Below are 14815 nucleotides of genomic sequence, written 5' to 3'. Positions count from 1 at the left end.
ATCACCACGCATCGCTCGACCTGGCGAACCGCACGCCCGCCGCGATCATCGCGCTCTCGCATTCGCTGATCAGCCGCAGGTTCCTCAGATACCGCGCCACCGTCTCCGGCAGCCAGGCGGCGCAGGCTTCGACGTAGGCGCGGCCATGCACCAGCGTGCCGGTCGACAGCCGCTCGTCCTTCTCGGCGATCACTTTCAGATATTGCCGGATGAAGCGGATGTCGTCGGCGATGTCCTGGCTGGCCATGCGCCAGGCGCCGGCCAGGCGCTCGCGCTCGGCGAACGGCAATGGCGACAGGATTGGATGGGAGAGGTCGGCGAAAGCGGCATGGTTCGCGGTGTTCAAGCAAGCCCCCTCAAAGAAAGGGAAGATCGTACTTTATGTACGAAATTTGGTCAAGCGGGATTCGTACAATTTGAACGATAGATGTTGCGTGCAGCCGTCATCCTGTCAGCTGGCTGTCAGCTTTGTTCTCTTAAACAGCGCCTGCGACCGACCCTGATTCCATAGCAGTCCGCCACCTGAGGTCGCCAGATGGCGGCCAGGAGCACCCCTATGCATTTTTTGAGAATTGGACTGGCATTGACCATGCTGACCGTTGCGGCGCCGGCATTCGCGGGTACCACGGTCAACGTCAAATTGTGGGACAAGGACGGCGACATGAAACCCGATGCCAAGATGGGCATGGGCATGCCGGCGAACATGAGCATGGCCGTGATGAAGATCCAACTCGACAAGAAGGTTGTGCCGGCGGGCAAGGTGACCTTCGATGTCACCAACACCTCGAAGGGCACCGTCCACGAGATGATCGTCGTGCCGGTGGCCGACCCCAAGAAGACGACGCTGCCTTATGTTTCGAACGAGAACCGTGTCGACGAGGATGCGGCCGGCCATCTCGGTGAGGTTTCGGAGCTCGATCCGGGCAAAGCGGGTTCGCTGACGCTCGATCTCAAGCCGGGCTTCTACGCGGTTTTCTGCAACATCCCCGATCATTTCATGAACGGCATGTGGGCGACCATCAAGGTCCAGTAAGCTCCACATCGAACGCGCGCCGGGCTGTCGAACCACCCGAACTTCGGCGGCCGTAACGGTCCGCAGTCAGCCGCCGCCAATCTCCTCTCGATCGCCGAAGGAGATTGGCGTCGGTCGCTTTCGCCAATCGCGGCCCCTCACATATCGATCATCGACCGCTTCACCCGGCCGATGATCGTGATCGCGCCTTCGCGCTCCGGCGGCGGGATGTCGAGATAGGAGGCCGGCTGGAAGGGCGGGGTGTCGTTGGGGCGGCAGCGCCCTCTCTGGAGCAATTCCAGGAAAAGTGTGTAACGGCTTTCGGTCCGGAATTGCGTAAAAACAAATACTTAGAGCGGTTCGGCGATTCTATGAATCGCTGAAACGCTCGAGGGGAAATTACCCTAGCGCATCGGAAAGCCTTCGAGATCTATATGCGCTTCGTCCAGCGCCTTCCCGAGGACCAGATCGACCATCTCATGCCTGTCCGGACCGAGAAGATGCAATCCCTTCAGCAGCGCCTCGCGCCAGCTCTCGCCTCGTCCCCACGCTTCGGCGAAGGCAAAAGCAAGATCGTCCCCGCGGCGCGTGGTGTCCAGCGCCTCGACCAGCAGGCTCGCCTGGGCGAGATCCTTCTCGCGCTTGGCGGCGGCACTTCGTTCGCGCCGCGCCGCCACGATCAGCTTGTGAACGGCGAAGCGCTCGGGCGAGGGGACAAGGACCGGCACGCCGGAACGGTGCAGCAACACCGTCCTGACGGGGTCGCGGATCAGGAAGTCGAGGAAACGCAACGGCTGGGCGGATGCGCCGCCGAGCGACGGCATCGGGCTGGCGTGGTCGGCATGGTCCTCGCTGCCGCGGTTCGGGGTGAGGAACTCGATGCGGTAGCGCGTCGCGTTCTCGTATTGGGTCGTGCGCCCGGCATCCGTCCGGTGCGGAATTTCGCGGAATGTCGGATCGATCGTTCGCAGAACGTCGATGACCGGCGCCATGCTGTCGTCGACCTCGGCCGAGACGGAATGGAACTGGGCGAAGTCGGCGTCGCCCGTCTGCAACGCGGCGCCGGGCAGCCGCACGCCGAGATGCCCGGCATAGGTCTGGAAGGCGACGGTACCGACGAGCACTGCGCGCAGCCGGAACAGCCCGGCCTTCTCCAGCGCCTCGACGACGTCGCCGGTGAATGGGTCGGGCGCCGTCAGGCCGGCGTCGCGCACCAGCGTTGAAACCAGCTTGCGGCGGCTTCTGAGATCGCCCTTGATCTCCTTGAAGGCCGCGACCCGCTTGGCGATCTCGGAATCCTCGGCCGGGCCGACATAACGCCTGGACTTCTGCGGACGGGTCTCCTCGAAATACCAGTAGTCGCGGCCTTTCACGGGCACGCGCACGAAATTGCCGGCCGTCGAGAAGTCGGTCTCGAAGGAAGCGTCGAGGCTGCGCTGCACCAACTCGGCGTAGAGCGTGCGGTAGGCGAGATCGATGGTTTTCACGGGCCTGCTCCCGGGGCGCGCGCAGCGTTATAAGAAGTTCACAGTTTTCTTATAACTGCGCGCTGTCGCGCTGAATTGCAAGGTCATTATAAGAAAATAGTGAAAATCTTATAACGCAAGGCTCCCTTTCCTCCTGCTGGGAGAAGCCGGCCGCCTTCCGCCGGTCGCTAACGGTGCGAAGGACGAGCAGGGAGTCGAAGCTGCCCCCAGGCGGGGGAGAAGCGAGGGAGAAGTGTGGGAGATGCCCGGCAGGACAGGGAAGCGTGAAGGAACGCGGGCTTCCCAGGCTATCTACTTCGCCCCGAGGCTAACCGCCTTCTTCCGGTCCGCCTCGGCGCGTTCGTGGTTGCCCTTCGCCTGCCAAGAGTTGCTTCGGGCGCTGTAAAAATCCGCCGATTTCCAATTGAGCGCGATTGCCTTGTCGTAGTCGACGATGGCCTGGTCCTGGTCGCCCTTGTGCGCCCAGGCGAGGCCCAGCGCGTAATAGGCGTCGGCCAGCTTCGGATCGAGGTCTACGGCCTTGGCGTAGTCTGCGATGGCGCGGTCGTCGTCGCCTTTGAATGACCAGGCGACGCCTCGGCTATAGTAGGCGTAGGCATCGCCACCTGTCGGGCCGACGCCGATTGCCTGTGTGTAATCGGCGATGGCGCGATCGTAGTTGCCGCTCTGCCCCCAGGCCGTGCCCCGGGCGTAATAGGCACTGGCTTGTTTCGGGTCGATGTCGATCGCCTGATTGAAGTCGGCGATAGCGCGCTCGAAATTGCCCTCGGATGCCCAGGCAGCGCCTCTGTTCTGGTAAACATCGGCGCCGTCAAAACCGAAGCTGATTGCCTGGCCGAAATCGGCGATGGCCCGGCTGTCGTCACCCTTGTCCGACCAGAAGATGCCGCGATTGTAATAGGCGACGGCATATTTCGGATTGATGTCTATCGCCTCGTCGCTATCGGTGATGGCGCGGTCATAATCACCTTTTGCCGCCCAGGCATAGGCGCGCTTGAAGTAGGCTATCGCGCGTTCGTCGGGGCGAGCAGCCTCGTCCTCGACAATATGCGTGCAGGCTTCGAGCCGGCGGGCCGGGTCGGCGGCATTGCCGATGCAGGCCGCGTAGGTGAGGTTGGCGGCGATCCCCATGGCGCCGCGGACGTCGAGCGCGACAAGGCCGGCCAGCAACAGCAACAGCGGCAGGCGCCATCTTCGCACCAGCCGTATCAACGGGCTTCCATCCGCCCCGCTCGCCATTTGCCGGCCTCCCGGGGATCAACTGCCCGCCTTGTTCCGGCTGAACAGTTTTTTGAGCCAGACCAGCGGCAGGAGCAGCAGGAAGGCGCCCTTCTTCAGCACCACCAGGGCAAGGGCGATGAGACCGACGCCTGCAGCCTTGCCGAATTTGACGCCGAGCATCGCCGCCAGGACGCCGAGCGCGCCGTAGCCGGCCACCTTGTCGCCGCTCGAATGTTCGAAATAGGAAGAGCCCGCCTTCGGCTTGTAGGCGGCGGCCGATGCCTCGACGATCTTCTGCACGGACTCCGCCGCGATATTGCCGTTGACCGGCACGATCTTCATCGGGACATAGCCCTGCCGGTCGAAGATCGAGACGGAGATGTTGATCGTCCTGTCGCCGCCCCAGTTCAGGATGTTGGCGTAGTAGAGGATGTTCCTGGCCTTGTCGATTTGCGGATAGACGAGCCAGCCGTCGAAGCGGATCTCCTGCCCGATCCGCTGCGACTGCGCCTTCACCGATTCCTTGAAGCTCTGCTCGATGGCGCCGATCTCTTCGTCGCGGCCGGCGCTGTCCCAGTCTGCCAGGCTGACATAGCCGTCCGACACCGGCTGTTCGACGGTGAGGTTGTCGATCTCCGGCGTGAAGCCGAAGATCAGCTGGTCGATCGTGCCGCACTGGTCACGGTCCCAGCCGAACTCCTTCACCACCAGATTGCACCTGTCCTCCGGCTTCAGGTAGACGGCGCCGCCGCCAGCCGGAGCGATCGTGCCCCTGGCGGCGCTGAGCGGCTGGGTGAAATTCTGCGGATGATAGTCCGCATCCTCGGCATGCAGGACGGCCGGCTCCGCCAGCAAGCAGGTCTGCGCCAACAGGATGAAAACCAGGTGCTTCCTGATCGATGTGTTCATGACCCCCTCCCGGCAAACGGGAACCCCAACCCTCACGCAACCGTGATCTAAGGGGATTTTCGAGGCAAGTACAAGTCCCAAAGTTCTTTTTTTGTTCTTTGGGATAGGGACACGACTGCAGTGCTGTTGAGCCCTCGCATATCGCCCCTCACATATCGATCATCGACCTTTTCACCCGGCCGATGATGGTGATCGCGCCTTCGAGTTCCGGCGGCGGGATGTCGAGATAGGAGGCCGGCTGGAAGGGCGGGGTGTCGTTGGGGCGGTAGCGCTTGTAGGTGGCGCGGCCGGTCTCGTCCGAAATCACGTAGCAGCCATTGGTCACCAGCCGCTTGTCGCGCAGGTTGACGAAGATGATCGAATCCGGCGGCGAGATCTTGTTCATCGACGGGCCGTCGACGCGCAGCGCGATCCATTCGCCTTCCTCGAGATCGGCGGTGGGGATGGTCGGATAGTCGGAGAGGTTGACCACGCCCTCCTGGCTGCCGAGCTCGCCGGCGCTGATCCAGGACACGATCGGCACGTCGACGGTGACGGGCGAGGGGGCAAGGTGCACCGACGCCGCGTCGGCGCCGTCCGCCCCCAAACCACCATCGAACAAGAGCCAGCCGGGGTCGACGCCAAACAGCCGGCCGTATTTCTCCGCAGCTTTCCGAGACAATGGCCGGTTGCCGTTCTCGTGGCTGATCAGCGTGTTCTTGTTGATGTCGCGCAGCGCCCGCGCGGCATCGCTGGGCGAGGCATAGCCGGCCTGGGCGCGCGCCTGCTGCAATCTGTGCCGAGAATCCATCATCGTACAAAATGCCTGAAAATTGTCGTCCGTTGTGTACGATTTCGCTTGCGACTCTTTCGTACATAACGTACGCTTAGCGCATGAATGAGCATCCCGCAAGCATTTCCGCATCGCCCGTGAGCATCTCGGGGCTGATAAACCGCTGGCACAGCATCGGCGCCTTCGCCGCCGATGTCGGCTGCGGCTATGAAGCCGCCCGCCAGATGCGCCGCCGCGGCCGCATCGCGCCGCAGCACTGGCCGCATGTGGTGGCGGCGAGCCGCAGGCGTGGCATTGCCGGCGTCAGCTACGAATGGCTGGCCGGCCGCGCCGCAGCCGCCATGCAAGGGGAGGCGGCATGAACGCGCTTGCCTCGACCCATGAATTCCAATCGTCCGGACTGTCCCCGGTCCGGACGCATTCCGGGGCGCTCGCCCCGGATCCGGTCGAACCGCCCGCACCCCGGTTCACCGGAACGGCCGGAGCCGCTCCTCCCCCGGCTCCGGCCCCCAATTCGCCCGGCCCAAGCTGCATCCGCACCGAGGACGGCACCGTCATCCTGTTCGATCCGGCGACGGGCCGGGCGGTGTCGGGGCTGACGCGGGCAGTGGCCGAGGCGGCCCTGCTTCGGCTGACCGGCGCCGCCTGACCTTCACCCTTTCGCTGACCTGACATGCGGCCTCGCGGCCGAACCCTGGCGCTTGGCCTTCAGCCAGGCCTTTCGCAAGCCCCAAGCCTTCCCAAGCCCCAAGCCTTCCCAAGCCCTTCGCAAGCCCAAGCAATGGAACGACACGATGGCAGCCGCCTATACCGAACAGGAAATCGACGAGATCGCCGCCTTGCTGAAGGAGGGGCTCTCGGCCTCGCGCATCGCCGGCCGCTTCAGCGCGCTGCGCGGCAGTCCGGTCTCGCGCAACGCCATCATCGGCATCGTCCACCGCAATGCGGGCCTGAGCGCCATCGGCTTCGCCAACCCGAAGGGCGGCCGCGCCGGCGGAAGGCCGCGGAAGCATGCGTATCCGGATCGTCCCGGCCGGCGCGGCAGGGTGGCGGCCGGAGGTGTCACGCTCTCGGAACCGGCAATGCTTTCCAGACATATCGAACTGGTGGAGGGCGCCGGCGCCGAAGCTGCCGATCTCCCCCCTTGCGGGGGAGATGCCCGGCAGGGCAGATGCTGTCCCGCCGACATATCCGGTGATGGGAACTCTTCGCCGACAGACGACGGCCGCACGCCCAAGCCCAAGAAACCCAAGCCGCGCAAACCAGCCCGCACGCTGCCGCCGGCCTGGCTCGCCGGCGAGCGCCAGAAATCCGAAGCGCAGCGCTACAAGCTCCCGGCGCCGCCGCCGCCCGTGCCGCCCGGCCGCCAGCCGCATGTCGCGGCGATGCGTTTCCTCGACTGCCTGTTCGGCCGCTGCCGCGCCCCGGTCGACCTCGCCCTGCGCGGGGATGCGGAAGGCGAACCGCCGGGCGCGCGTCCAGGGCCGGACATGCTCTGCTGCGGCCTGCGCACGACCGGCGCGCGATCGTACTGCGCGCATCACCATGCCAGGTTCCATGGCCATCGCGGGAGGGGGATGTGAGGGTGGAGCTGCTGATCTCCCCCCAAGTGGGGGAGATGCCCGGCAGGGCAGAGGGGGGCGCGAAGGAATGCCAACTTCTCACATGTCGTGCATTCGCTGATACCCAAGGGATGTGCTTCCCCTTGGCTGATAGGCTGGCGGGACAGCGCCCCCCTCTGTCCTGCCGGACGTCTCCCCCACAAGGGGGGAGATCGGCCATTCGCCTTGGCCCTCGCTGTGCGGCCAGCGAGCCCTCCCCATGAGCGGCACGGTCTGGTCGAAATTCTTCTGGTCGGACTGGGAGTCCGATCCGAACCTGCGCCTCTGCTCGCTGGCAGCCCAAGGGCTGTGGATGCGCATGCTGTGCATTGCCGCCGCGCACGAGCCGGTCGGCTATGTCGCGATCGCCGGCAAGCGGCTGGACGAGGCCGCCCTTGCCCGCCTTGCCGGCTGCGCGGAGAACGAGCTTGGCATGCTGCTTTCCGAGCTCGAGCAGAACCGCGTCTTCTCGCGCGACCGTCACGGCCGCATCTTTTCGCGGCGCATGACTGCGGATGCCCGCAAGGCACGTGTGGCGCGCCGCAACGGCTTGAGGGGCGGCAGCCCAAGCCTTTCGAAGGAAAGGGTTTTTTCGCCCTCGGATAAGGGAGGGGTTAAGGCAGGGGATAAGCGGGGGGATAAGCCCCAGAGTCCAGAAGCCATGAATCCAGAAACCAGGATTCCAACCGGAGAAAAGGCTGCCGCCTTTTCTCCTCGGGCTTCGCGGAGCAGGAACGGGAAAGCTGTTCCGGGGCGGGATGCCGCGCCCGGGCCGAAATGGCATCGCCGCAAGACCCATGTCGATGCCGCCAACAAGATCATCGAGGAGATCAATGACCGCAGCCGAATTGCAGCAGGCGGCGAAAGCGCTGGCCGCGATGTTCAGTTGCTTCCCGCAATCCGCCCTCGCTGACGCCGAGATGCAGCTGCGCGGCTATCTGGCCGCCGTGCAGGATGCCGAGCTTGGCGACGTGCAGGCCGCCATCCAGCGTTTCATCCGCGGCGAGGCCAAGGTCGACAACGCCCAGTTCTGCCCGTCGAGCGCCCAGCTTTCGATCGAGGTACGCGAGCGCCGGCTGATGCGGGAGCTGATGGCGAAGCGGGAAGGGCTCCTTTCCTCGCCCCCGGGACGCGGGGGAGAGGTGGCGCGGCGCAGCCGCGACGGAGCGGGGGAGCACCGCCGATAATGAAAGTGAGGTCGGCGCCAGGCACCCCCCTCTGGCCTGCCGGCCATCTCCCCCTCAAGGGGGGAGATTGGCAGCTTCGCCCGTGGCGCTTTTCCTGCAGCGTCGGTGATTGGCGAAAGCCGCGAAGAGATTGATCTCCCCCCTTGAGGGGGAGATGGCCGGCAGGCCAGAGAGGGGTGCTGTCCGCCGGCCTTTCCAATTGCCATCCCATTGAACAAGGACCCGCCCATGCCCCGCAAACCCGTCAAAAAACCCCAACCTCCAAAGCTCCCCAAGGGCGAGGCGGAGCAGGTGCGCATCCGCCGCGAGATCGGCCATGATTTCGCGCTGAAGGCCGACGGCTTCGGCCGCCAGCGCCTGACCCCCGGCACCGCCGAGGCGCGCCGCGTCTACGAGGTGTCGAACGGCGGCTACACCTCCACCGGCGGCATCGTGCGCCTGCGCAATGTCGATCCGCTCACCGGCATCACCTCACTCACCCGCCAGCAGCGCGAGGCAGGAGGGCGCTTTCGCGACGATTTCGAGAGCGCTGAGCGCCAGGGCCTGCAGCCGCAATCCTGGAGCGAGCGCGTCGACGGCGGCCGGGTCGGCGGCGGCATCCCCGACCGCGTGCTGTCAGCCGGCCGGGCGCATGCCCACGCCGCCGCCGCGCTTGCCCACTGGGAGGTGGCCGAGGTGGTGCGAAAAACCTGCCTCGAAGGCCAGTCGGTGAAGGCGATCGCCGAACGCACCGGCGACGGGCGCGACGTGGTGGTGAAGCTGCTGAAGGTGGGGTTGGACCTGCTGGCGGTGCATTATGGGATGATGGGGCGGCGGGCGGGGTGATGGCGCCTAGCATGTATTGCCGAAGGTACTATTGTTCATCCCATGAACGAAGAAACTGAAAAGCTGTTTGCTTACCTAACTGCGGACCCAACTGGTCAGTTGCATGATGGCCTGGGGTTGGTTGACAAATACCTCGAAGCTGTCGAGCGACAACATGCTCTGATATTCGATGCGTGGCGGCAGAAGAGATACAAACGCGCTCTGGTAGAGCTGCACTTTTTTCTGATTGCTATCGACAGGGTAAAGGATGGAATTGTCTTGGCGTCAAACGTCTTGGGCGCCGAAATGGTTCGCCATGTGGGAACTCTTGACCTCTCGGGATACAAAAGAGCAAGGGATCATTTCGAGCATATTGAGGATCGGCTCTATGGCTCTCGAAAGAATGCGCTAAAAAGATCGAAGAAGCTGGGAACGAACGCACTATTCACGACGGCCTATCAGCCGAAGATAAGAGCTTCCGCTGGAGTGATCAGAAAATTGATATCTCGGAAGAGTTTATAAGCAGGTTTCTTTCTTGGGCGGTAGAAGCAAAAGTCATAGCTGATCGCTCACTTTGAACGTGCGATAGAGTAGGCAGCGCAGGAGTCGTTCTCTCGATCTTCCGCTATTCCGCCTCACTTCCCCTCCGGCCCCTTCTCCCACCCAAACACACTCCGCCAGCCCAGCAGATGCGACAGGTCCATCTCGCCGGCCACGATCTCCTTCAAGCTCGGCCCCGTCACGTAGCGCTCCATCCGTCGCGACTCGCCGTCCAGCCGCTTGAGCGCCTGCAACTCCTCCTCCCGCCCGAGCTTGGCCTTGCCCACCGCCGATTTCAGCACGGAAATCGCCTCGTCATAGACTTTCAGCGGCACGGGGAAAGGGTGGCGGTCCTTGCCGCCGTGGGCGAGCGAGAAGCGCGCCGGGTCGGAGAAGCGGTAGGGCGCGCCGTGCACCACTTCCGAGACCATGGCCAGAGCGCGCACCGTGCGCGGGCCGACGCCGGGCACCAGAAGCAGCTCGGGGAAATCCTTCGGGCCGCTTTCGATCGCCGAGGCGATGTTGCCGTGCAGGCGGCGCATGACGATGTCGCTCTCGCGCACGTCGTGATGCGCGGGCATGACGAGGTTGGGCAGCAGCGGCTGCGCGGCGGGTTCAGGCTCCGGTTGCGGCTCCAGCACGGCAAGCTCGCTCAGGATCTTTTCCGGGCTCATGGTCTTCAAGAGCGCGATCTGGCCGCCGCGGGCTTTTTCGGCCCGATGGTCGGTGAGGTTGACGATCTCGCCCTGGCGCTCGCCCTCGATCGCCGCATGCGGCTGGTCGACGAAGCTTTTGAGCCCCTCCGACAGCCAGTGGTAGCGGCGCGCCTGGCGGGCGTCGCCGTTCATGCCCTGCTGCACCACCACCCAGCGCCCGTCATCGGTGACGATGAAGCCGTGCAGGTAGAGGTCGTAGCCGTCCTGCACGGCGGCGCTGTCCACCTTGGCCACCAGCCGGCTGGCGGTGGCAAGCGCTGCGCCGTCGAGACCGACGCGGTCGCCGATCGCCAGCAGCTCACCCGGCGTCTTGCGCGAATGCGCGCCGCGCCCGCCGCAGACATGGATGCCGAGCTCGCCGGACATCGGGTTGAGACCCCGCTTCAGCGCGCCGATGACCGAAGTGGTGATGCCGGAGGAATGCCAGTCCATGCCCATCACGGCCCCAAAAGACTGGAACCAGAAGGGATGCGCCAAGCGCCGCAAAAGCTCGTCACGGCCGTAATGGTGGATGATCGCTTCGCACAGCACAGCGCCGAGCTTCGTCATCCGATCGCCCAGCCATTTCGGGACCCGCCCGCCATGCAGCGGCAGGTCGGCGCTGCCGCTTCGCTGCGTCACGCGTCTGTCTCCGTGGATAACGCAGAGGTAGATGGCAGGGGTGGGATTTGCAAGGTGGAGGAGGTGGTGCCCACAAGCGCGTCGCGGTCGTCATCCTAGGGCGGAGCAAGGAGCGAAGCGACGCGGCGCAGACCCTAGGATCCATGCCGTGACTTTCGAGCGTTGCAGCGACGGCGGAATATTCTGATCCGCCGCATTGTACGACTGGCGTAACGGCATGGATCCTCGGGTCAAGCCCGAGGATGACGATGCGTGAGGGCCTTCGTTCCGCCTTGTCAGTAACGGCAAATCCGCACGCGTTCCAGCACCCGGCGGTGATGATGCCAGTGCCTCACCCACTTCACGTGGCAATGGCGGTAATGGTGCCGGTAGTAGTAGTAGCGGTGCGGATAGCGGACCATGTAACCGGGATAATAGTCACGGTAATAACGCGGGCCGTAATACCGGCCGCGATAATCGTAGAACGGTCCGCCGCCGTAGAACGGTCCGCCGCCATAGAACGGGCCGCCGAACGGGCCGCCGTAGAACGGACTGAAGCCGCCGAACGGACCAAAAGCGGGACCGAACATTCCCAATCCTTGCGCATCCGCCGGGGCGACCGTGGCTGCCGCGGAGGCAACGGCGATCACAGAAGCAAGTAGCAGTTTTTTCATGGCAACCTCCTCCTGAAGGCTGATCATCGGCTAAACGCACCGCGGGAGGCCTATGTTCCCGACAGCTAATGCTTGCCGATGTCTTGGAGGAGAAGGTCGTCGCGACCGGGCGGCTACGGGCGCGAAGAGCGGCCCGGCGCTAGGCGCGCGAGGAATTTGTCCGGATTCGAGTCCTTTCTGTCGCTTCCGGCTCATCTCCCTCCGGGGAAGATGAGCCAGTCGCGCGCCAGTCGGTCAGCGCTCGCAGATGCGGATTCTTTCGATGACGCGGTGGTGATGGCGCCAGTGTTTCACGATCCTAATCCGGCAATTATCGTTATAATACCGGTTATGATAGCGCATCACATAACGCTCACGATAGGGAGCGTAGTAGTCGTCATCGTAGACGTGTCGGTAATAGCGGTGAGGGTAATACCCGCCATAGTAGTCGTCTCCATAGTAAGGGTCGTAGGACGGGCCGACGCCAATACCGAACTCAACGCTGCCGGCGCTGGCCGGCGCGATCGCAAACGCCGAGGCGATGGCGATCACCGAAGCAAGCAGAAGCTTTTTCATCGCTGCCTCCTCTTTAAGGTTCCGATTTACGCCCCTTCGGGGGGTAAACGGTTTTGGGGTGGCTGGTGTTCCAGGGAAAGTTCTGGGCCTTTCTGACGTTGAGGCCACGCCCCGTCGCCATACCGCCACCTCTTGTCGCGGTGCCGCGCATCTCGATGCGGCGCAATCCGCTATTCAATCGCCCAGCCAATCCCGGCAACCGCAGGAGCTTCCCATGACCAAGCCCACCATTCTCAAATTCGGCGCCGTCGAGCATGCCGAGGCCGGCGACCTGCCGGGCTGGGTCGTCGTCGAGGGCAGGCCGACCATGCAGACCGCCGTCCAGCACACCAGCGCCGACGGCAAGGTGATGTCGGGCACCTGGCGCGCTTCGCCCGGCACCTACCACGCCACCTATACCGACTATGAATTCGTGCACATGATCGCCGGCCGCATCATCATCACGCCGGACGGCGGCGAGCCCGTCGAGGTCGGCCCCGGCGACGCCTTCGTGGTCGAGGCGGATTTCAAAGGCACCTGGAAGATCCTCGAGCCGGTGACCAAGCATTTTGTGGTTGTGGTGGGGTAATACAGCGCTATCGGCGAAGCTTCTGATCTCCCCCACAAGGGGGGAGATTAGCAGCTTCACCTGCCCACCTTCGAGATCACCCTTTTCTCCACCTCCGGCTCCAGCGATTCCGCAAACGGCGTCGCCAGATGGTGCTGGTCGCGGAACGCGAGCTTGCCGTCGATGAAGACGTGGCAGGTGGTGGTGTTGCAGAAGCGGTCGGTGAGGTCGACGTAGGAGGCGTTGGGCACGCTGTCGACGATCTCGCGCTCGACCGCGGCCATGGCGTCGTTGGCGGCATAGCTGCGCGTTTGGTCGCAGAGCGAGGGCGTCTTGTTGCGCCACAGCGCTCTGGCCACGCAGGTGTCGACGTTCTCGTCGTTGAACGGCACGTCGCGGATGAAGGCGATCTTCAGCCCGGCGTTGCTCAGGCTCACCAGCGTCGAGCGCAGGCCCGCCCGCCAGGCGGCATCCGACGTGTCCGGCTCGCCCTTGCCGGCCGCCATCTTGCGCGAGGAGGTCAGCGCCAGCTCCGAGATCACCACCAGCGAAGGCTTCGCCGCGATGATCTCCTTGATCGCCTGCTCGCGCCATTGGTCGCATTCGCGGTAGTCGCGGTTGAGCTTGGCGACGAAGAAGCTGTAGCGCGAGGCGCGGCACGAGCTCTTCAGCCAGGTCTCGACGCGGTAGCCGTTCTTCTTCGCCGCCTCGACCAGCGGCGTCGACCAGTGGTCGGCGTGGGAATCGCCGAACAGCGCGATGGCGCGCTGGCCGGTGCCGAACACGCAAGGGCTCGGCGCCACGCTGTCGTAGCCCTCCACGCAGGCTTTGGCGCGCGCCGTGGCGGGCTCGGCAGCACTTGCCGCGATCGTCCGCTGCTCGGGGTCGAGGTCGCGCACGGCAAGCGCTGCGTTGCCGTAGGCGGCTGCGACGCCGGTGCCGGTCAGGAGGAGGGCCGGCACCAGCGCCCGCGCCGCATTGGCCATAAGCCAGCCGTTGCGACGGATCGGGTTCTCGATGAGATGGTAGGTGAGCGCCGAAAGCGCCAGCGTCAGCCCGAGGCAGGCGAGGCGCTGGGCAAAAGTCAGCTCTTCCACCAGCATGCCGGCATAGACGATGACCGGCCAGTGCCAGAGATAGAGCGAATAGGAGAGCTTGCCGGTCCATTGCAAGGGCGGCAGCGCGAGGAGCGCAGTTGGGCCGCTCCTCGCGCCGGCCGCGCCCGCCAGCAGCAGAAGGACAGTGCCGGCAACCGGCACCAGGGCCAGGAAACCGGGGAAGGGAGCCTCCTCGCTGAAGGTCAGGTAAGCGAAAGCAATCATCGCCAGCCCGGCCAGGCTGAACGCCGCCCCGAGCCGCGGGCGCTTGTCGAGCAGCCAGGCCGGCGCCATCGAGGCCAGCCCGCCGGCGGCGAACTCCCAGGCGCGCAGCGGCGAGAAATAGAACGCCCAGGGCTGCGATATGGGGGTAAGCCAGGCGCAGACAGCGAAGGAGGCGAGGCCGGCAACGCCGATCGCAAGCATGATCGTCCGCTTGCCGGGCTTCAGCCAGGCCGCCAGCATCAACAGCGCCGGCCAGGCGAGATAGAACTGCTCCTCCACCGACAGCGACCAGTAGTGGATGAAGGGATTGTTGGCGGCGTCGTTGGCGAAATAGTCGAACGACCAGCGGATCAGCCACAGATTGATCATATAGGCTGAGGCGAACATCGCGCCCTTGGAATAGAGCGCCTGCTCCTCCGGCGACAGGATGACGGCGCCCGCGGCAAGCGTCGCGGCGATGACGAAGAGCGCCGCCGGCAGGAGCCTGCGCGCGCGCCGGGCGTAGAAGCGCAGGAAGTCCAGCCGGCCGGTCAGCGAAATCTCGGACGTCAGATGGCGTGTGATCAGATAGCCGGAGATGACGAAGAAGATGTCCACGCCGGCAAAGCCGCCCGGCAGCGCCGTGAGGCCGAAATGAAAGGCGACGACGCCGGCCACTGCCAGCGCGCGCAACCCTTCGATGTCTGGCCGGAACTCCGGCGATGCTGCTGACACGAAGACGAACCTCGCAACGGTCGATCGCATCCCGCCTTGGGTAAAGAGTTGCGCCTACGGGCTTATACCGCAATGCAACAAATCTAACGCAGTGCAACATAAAGGGAGGAAGAAGGGAGCCGGAACGGCCGATCTCCGCGCATGGGAGACTGGC

18 protein-coding genes and 1 pseudogene are annotated in these 14815 nt (G+C 64.5%); 9 read left to right on the top strand and 10 right to left on the bottom strand.

Annotation, left to right across the window (positions count from 1 at the left end):
- Position 1: 1 nt before the first annotated feature.
- On the bottom strand, positions 2–346 hold the full coding sequence (locus tag EN853_RS19255) for a hypothetical protein (RefSeq protein WP_127859754.1): 345 nt from the start codon (positions 344–346) through the stop codon (positions 2–4).
- Positions 347–556: 210 nt separating this feature from the next.
- On the opposite strand from EN853_RS19255, the gene EN853_RS19250 reads away from it, so the two are divergent.
- The gene (locus tag EN853_RS19250; RefSeq protein ID WP_245517113.1) at positions 557–1033 is read left to right on the top strand and encodes a plastocyanin/azurin family copper-binding protein; all 477 of its coding nucleotides are present in this window, start codon (positions 557–559) and stop codon (positions 1031–1033) included.
- Between the two features lie 137 nt (positions 1034–1170).
- Here the strand turns inward: EN853_RS19250 and EN853_RS34635 are convergent.
- The 5 genes and pseudogenes from EN853_RS34635 to EN853_RS19225 all read right to left on the bottom strand — a co-directional run.
- A pseudogene (locus EN853_RS34635) lies at positions 1171–1293 on the bottom strand (transcriptional regulator); the annotation flags it as partial.
- Positions 1294–1416: 123 nt separating this feature from the next.
- The gene (locus EN853_RS19240) at positions 1417–2499 is read right to left on the bottom strand and encodes a GSU2403 family nucleotidyltransferase fold protein (RefSeq protein WP_127859753.1); all 1083 of its coding nucleotides are present in this window, start codon (positions 2497–2499) and stop codon (positions 1417–1419) included.
- A gap of 291 nt (positions 2500–2790) precedes the next feature.
- Positions 2791–3738: a tetratricopeptide repeat protein gene (locus EN853_RS19235; RefSeq protein ID WP_127859752.1), complete on the bottom strand. Its 948-nt coding sequence runs from the start codon at positions 3736–3738 to the stop codon at positions 2791–2793.
- A gap of 18 nt (positions 3739–3756) precedes the next feature.
- Positions 3757–4629 carry a DUF2167 domain-containing protein gene (locus tag EN853_RS19230; protein WP_127859751.1) on the bottom strand — a complete coding sequence of 291 codons (873 nt, stop codon included), beginning with the start codon at positions 4627–4629 and terminating at the stop codon, positions 3757–3759.
- Between the two features lie 148 nt (positions 4630–4777).
- Positions 4778–5422, bottom strand: coding sequence for a S24 family peptidase (locus EN853_RS19225; protein WP_127859750.1), 645 nt, complete (start codon positions 5420–5422; stop codon positions 4778–4780).
- A gap of 80 nt (positions 5423–5502) precedes the next feature.
- On the opposite strand from EN853_RS19225, the gene EN853_RS19220 reads away from it, so the two are divergent.
- The 7 genes from EN853_RS19220 to EN853_RS19190 all read left to right on the top strand — a co-directional run bounded on the left by EN853_RS19220 (position 5503) and on the right by EN853_RS19190 (position 9515).
- Positions 5503–5763 carry a hypothetical protein gene (locus EN853_RS19220; RefSeq protein ID WP_245517112.1) on the top strand — a complete coding sequence of 87 codons (261 nt, stop codon included), beginning with the start codon at positions 5503–5505 and terminating at the stop codon, positions 5761–5763.
- Positions 5760–6050, top strand: coding sequence for a hypothetical protein (locus tag EN853_RS19215; protein ID WP_127859749.1), 291 nt, complete (start codon positions 5760–5762; stop codon positions 6048–6050). Before EN853_RS19220 ends, EN853_RS19215 begins: the two co-directional genes overlap by 4 nt.
- A gap of 145 nt (positions 6051–6195) precedes the next feature.
- Positions 6196–6984: a GcrA cell cycle regulator gene (locus EN853_RS19210; protein ID WP_127859748.1), complete on the top strand. Its 789-nt coding sequence runs from the start codon at positions 6196–6198 to the stop codon at positions 6982–6984.
- Positions 6985–7222: 238 nt separating this feature from the next.
- Positions 7223–7915: a hypothetical protein gene (locus EN853_RS19205; protein WP_127859747.1), complete on the top strand. Its 693-nt coding sequence runs from the start codon at positions 7223–7225 to the stop codon at positions 7913–7915.
- On the top strand, positions 7836–8189 hold the full coding sequence (locus EN853_RS34015; RefSeq protein ID WP_127859746.1) for a hypothetical protein: 354 nt from the start codon (positions 7836–7838) through the stop codon (positions 8187–8189). Before EN853_RS19205 ends, EN853_RS34015 begins: the two co-directional genes overlap by 80 nt.
- Before the next feature lie 228 nt (positions 8190–8417).
- On the top strand, positions 8418–9014 hold the full coding sequence (locus tag EN853_RS19195) for a DUF6456 domain-containing protein (RefSeq protein WP_127859745.1): 597 nt from the start codon (positions 8418–8420) through the stop codon (positions 9012–9014).
- Positions 9015–9056: 42 nt separating this feature from the next.
- Positions 9057–9515: a hypothetical protein gene (locus tag EN853_RS19190; RefSeq protein ID WP_127859744.1), complete on the top strand. Its 459-nt coding sequence runs from the start codon at positions 9057–9059 to the stop codon at positions 9513–9515.
- A gap of 113 nt (positions 9516–9628) precedes the next feature.
- Here EN853_RS19190 and EN853_RS19185 read toward each other — a convergent pair whose 3' ends face one another.
- From EN853_RS19185 to EN853_RS19175, 3 genes are all read right to left on the bottom strand, one after another.
- Entirely contained in the window at positions 9629–10870 is a 1242-nt protein-coding gene (locus EN853_RS19185; RefSeq protein WP_127859743.1) for a DUF763 domain-containing protein, read from the bottom strand.
- Positions 10871–11145: 275 nt separating this feature from the next.
- Entirely contained in the window at positions 11146–11523 is a 378-nt protein-coding gene (locus EN853_RS19180; RefSeq protein WP_127859742.1) for a hypothetical protein, read from the bottom strand.
- A 234-nt stretch (positions 11524–11757) separates the two neighbouring features.
- On the bottom strand, positions 11758–12078 hold the full coding sequence (locus EN853_RS19175; protein WP_127859741.1) for a hypothetical protein: 321 nt from the start codon (positions 12076–12078) through the stop codon (positions 11758–11760).
- A 214-nt stretch (positions 12079–12292) separates the two neighbouring features.
- On the opposite strand from EN853_RS19175, the gene EN853_RS19170 reads away from it, so the two are divergent.
- Positions 12293–12646 carry a cupin domain-containing protein gene (locus tag EN853_RS19170; RefSeq protein ID WP_127859740.1) on the top strand — a complete coding sequence of 118 codons (354 nt, stop codon included), beginning with the start codon at positions 12293–12295 and terminating at the stop codon, positions 12644–12646.
- Positions 12647–12702: 56 nt separating this feature from the next.
- Here the strand turns inward: EN853_RS19170 and EN853_RS19165 are convergent, their stop codons facing one another.
- Positions 12703–14691, bottom strand: coding sequence for an acyltransferase family protein (locus tag EN853_RS19165; protein ID WP_127859739.1), 1989 nt, complete (start codon positions 14689–14691; stop codon positions 12703–12705).
- Positions 14692–14815: the final 124 nt, after the last annotated feature.

Source organism: Mesorhizobium sp. M1C.F.Ca.ET.210.01.1.1, from assembly GCF_004791585.1.
Lineage (GTDB): Bacteria > Pseudomonadota > Alphaproteobacteria > Rhizobiales > Rhizobiaceae > Mesorhizobium.
Note: the sequence above shows the minus strand (reverse complement) of the source record. Positions and strands in the feature narration are given on the sequence as shown.

Coding starts and splice junctions, on each gene's coding strand:
- EN853_RS19170 (WP_127859740.1), top strand. CDS start 12,293: ATGACCAAGCCCACCATTCTCAAATTCGGCGCCGTCGAGCATGCCGAG.
- EN853_RS19220 (WP_245517112.1), top strand. CDS start 5,503: ATGAATGAGCATCCCGCAAGCATTTCCGCATCGCCCGTGAGCATCTCG.
- EN853_RS19190 (WP_127859744.1), top strand. CDS start 9,057: ATGAACGAAGAAACTGAAAAGCTGTTTGCTTACCTAACTGCGGACCCA.
- EN853_RS19175 (WP_127859741.1), bottom strand. CDS start 12,078: ATGAAAAAGCTTCTGCTTGCTTCGGTGATCGCCATCGCCTCGGCGTTT.
- EN853_RS19225 (WP_127859750.1), bottom strand. CDS start 5,422: ATGATGGATTCTCGGCACAGATTGCAGCAGGCGCGCGCCCAGGCCGGC.
- EN853_RS34015 (WP_127859746.1), top strand. CDS start 7,836: ATGACCGCAGCCGAATTGCAGCAGGCGGCGAAAGCGCTGGCCGCGATG.
- EN853_RS19195 (WP_127859745.1), top strand. CDS start 8,418: ATGCCCCGCAAACCCGTCAAAAAACCCCAACCTCCAAAGCTCCCCAAG.
- EN853_RS19205 (WP_127859747.1), top strand. CDS start 7,223: ATGAGCGGCACGGTCTGGTCGAAATTCTTCTGGTCGGACTGGGAGTCC.
- EN853_RS19180 (WP_127859742.1), bottom strand. CDS start 11,523: ATGAAAAAACTGCTACTTGCTTCTGTGATCGCCGTTGCCTCCGCGGCA.
- EN853_RS19235 (WP_127859752.1), bottom strand. CDS start 3,738: ATGGCGAGCGGGGCGGATGGAAGCCCGTTGATACGGCTGGTGCGAAGA.
- EN853_RS19230 (WP_127859751.1), bottom strand. CDS start 4,629: ATGAACACATCGATCAGGAAGCACCTGGTTTTCATCCTGTTGGCGCAG.
- EN853_RS19165 (WP_127859739.1), bottom strand. CDS start 14,691: ATGCGATCGACCGTTGCGAGGTTCGTCTTCGTGTCAGCAGCATCGCCG.
- EN853_RS19215 (WP_127859749.1), top strand. CDS start 5,760: ATGAACGCGCTTGCCTCGACCCATGAATTCCAATCGTCCGGACTGTCC.
- EN853_RS19210 (WP_127859748.1), top strand. CDS start 6,196: ATGGCAGCCGCCTATACCGAACAGGAAATCGACGAGATCGCCGCCTTG.
- EN853_RS19250 (WP_245517113.1), top strand. CDS start 557: ATGCATTTTTTGAGAATTGGACTGGCATTGACCATGCTGACCGTTGCG.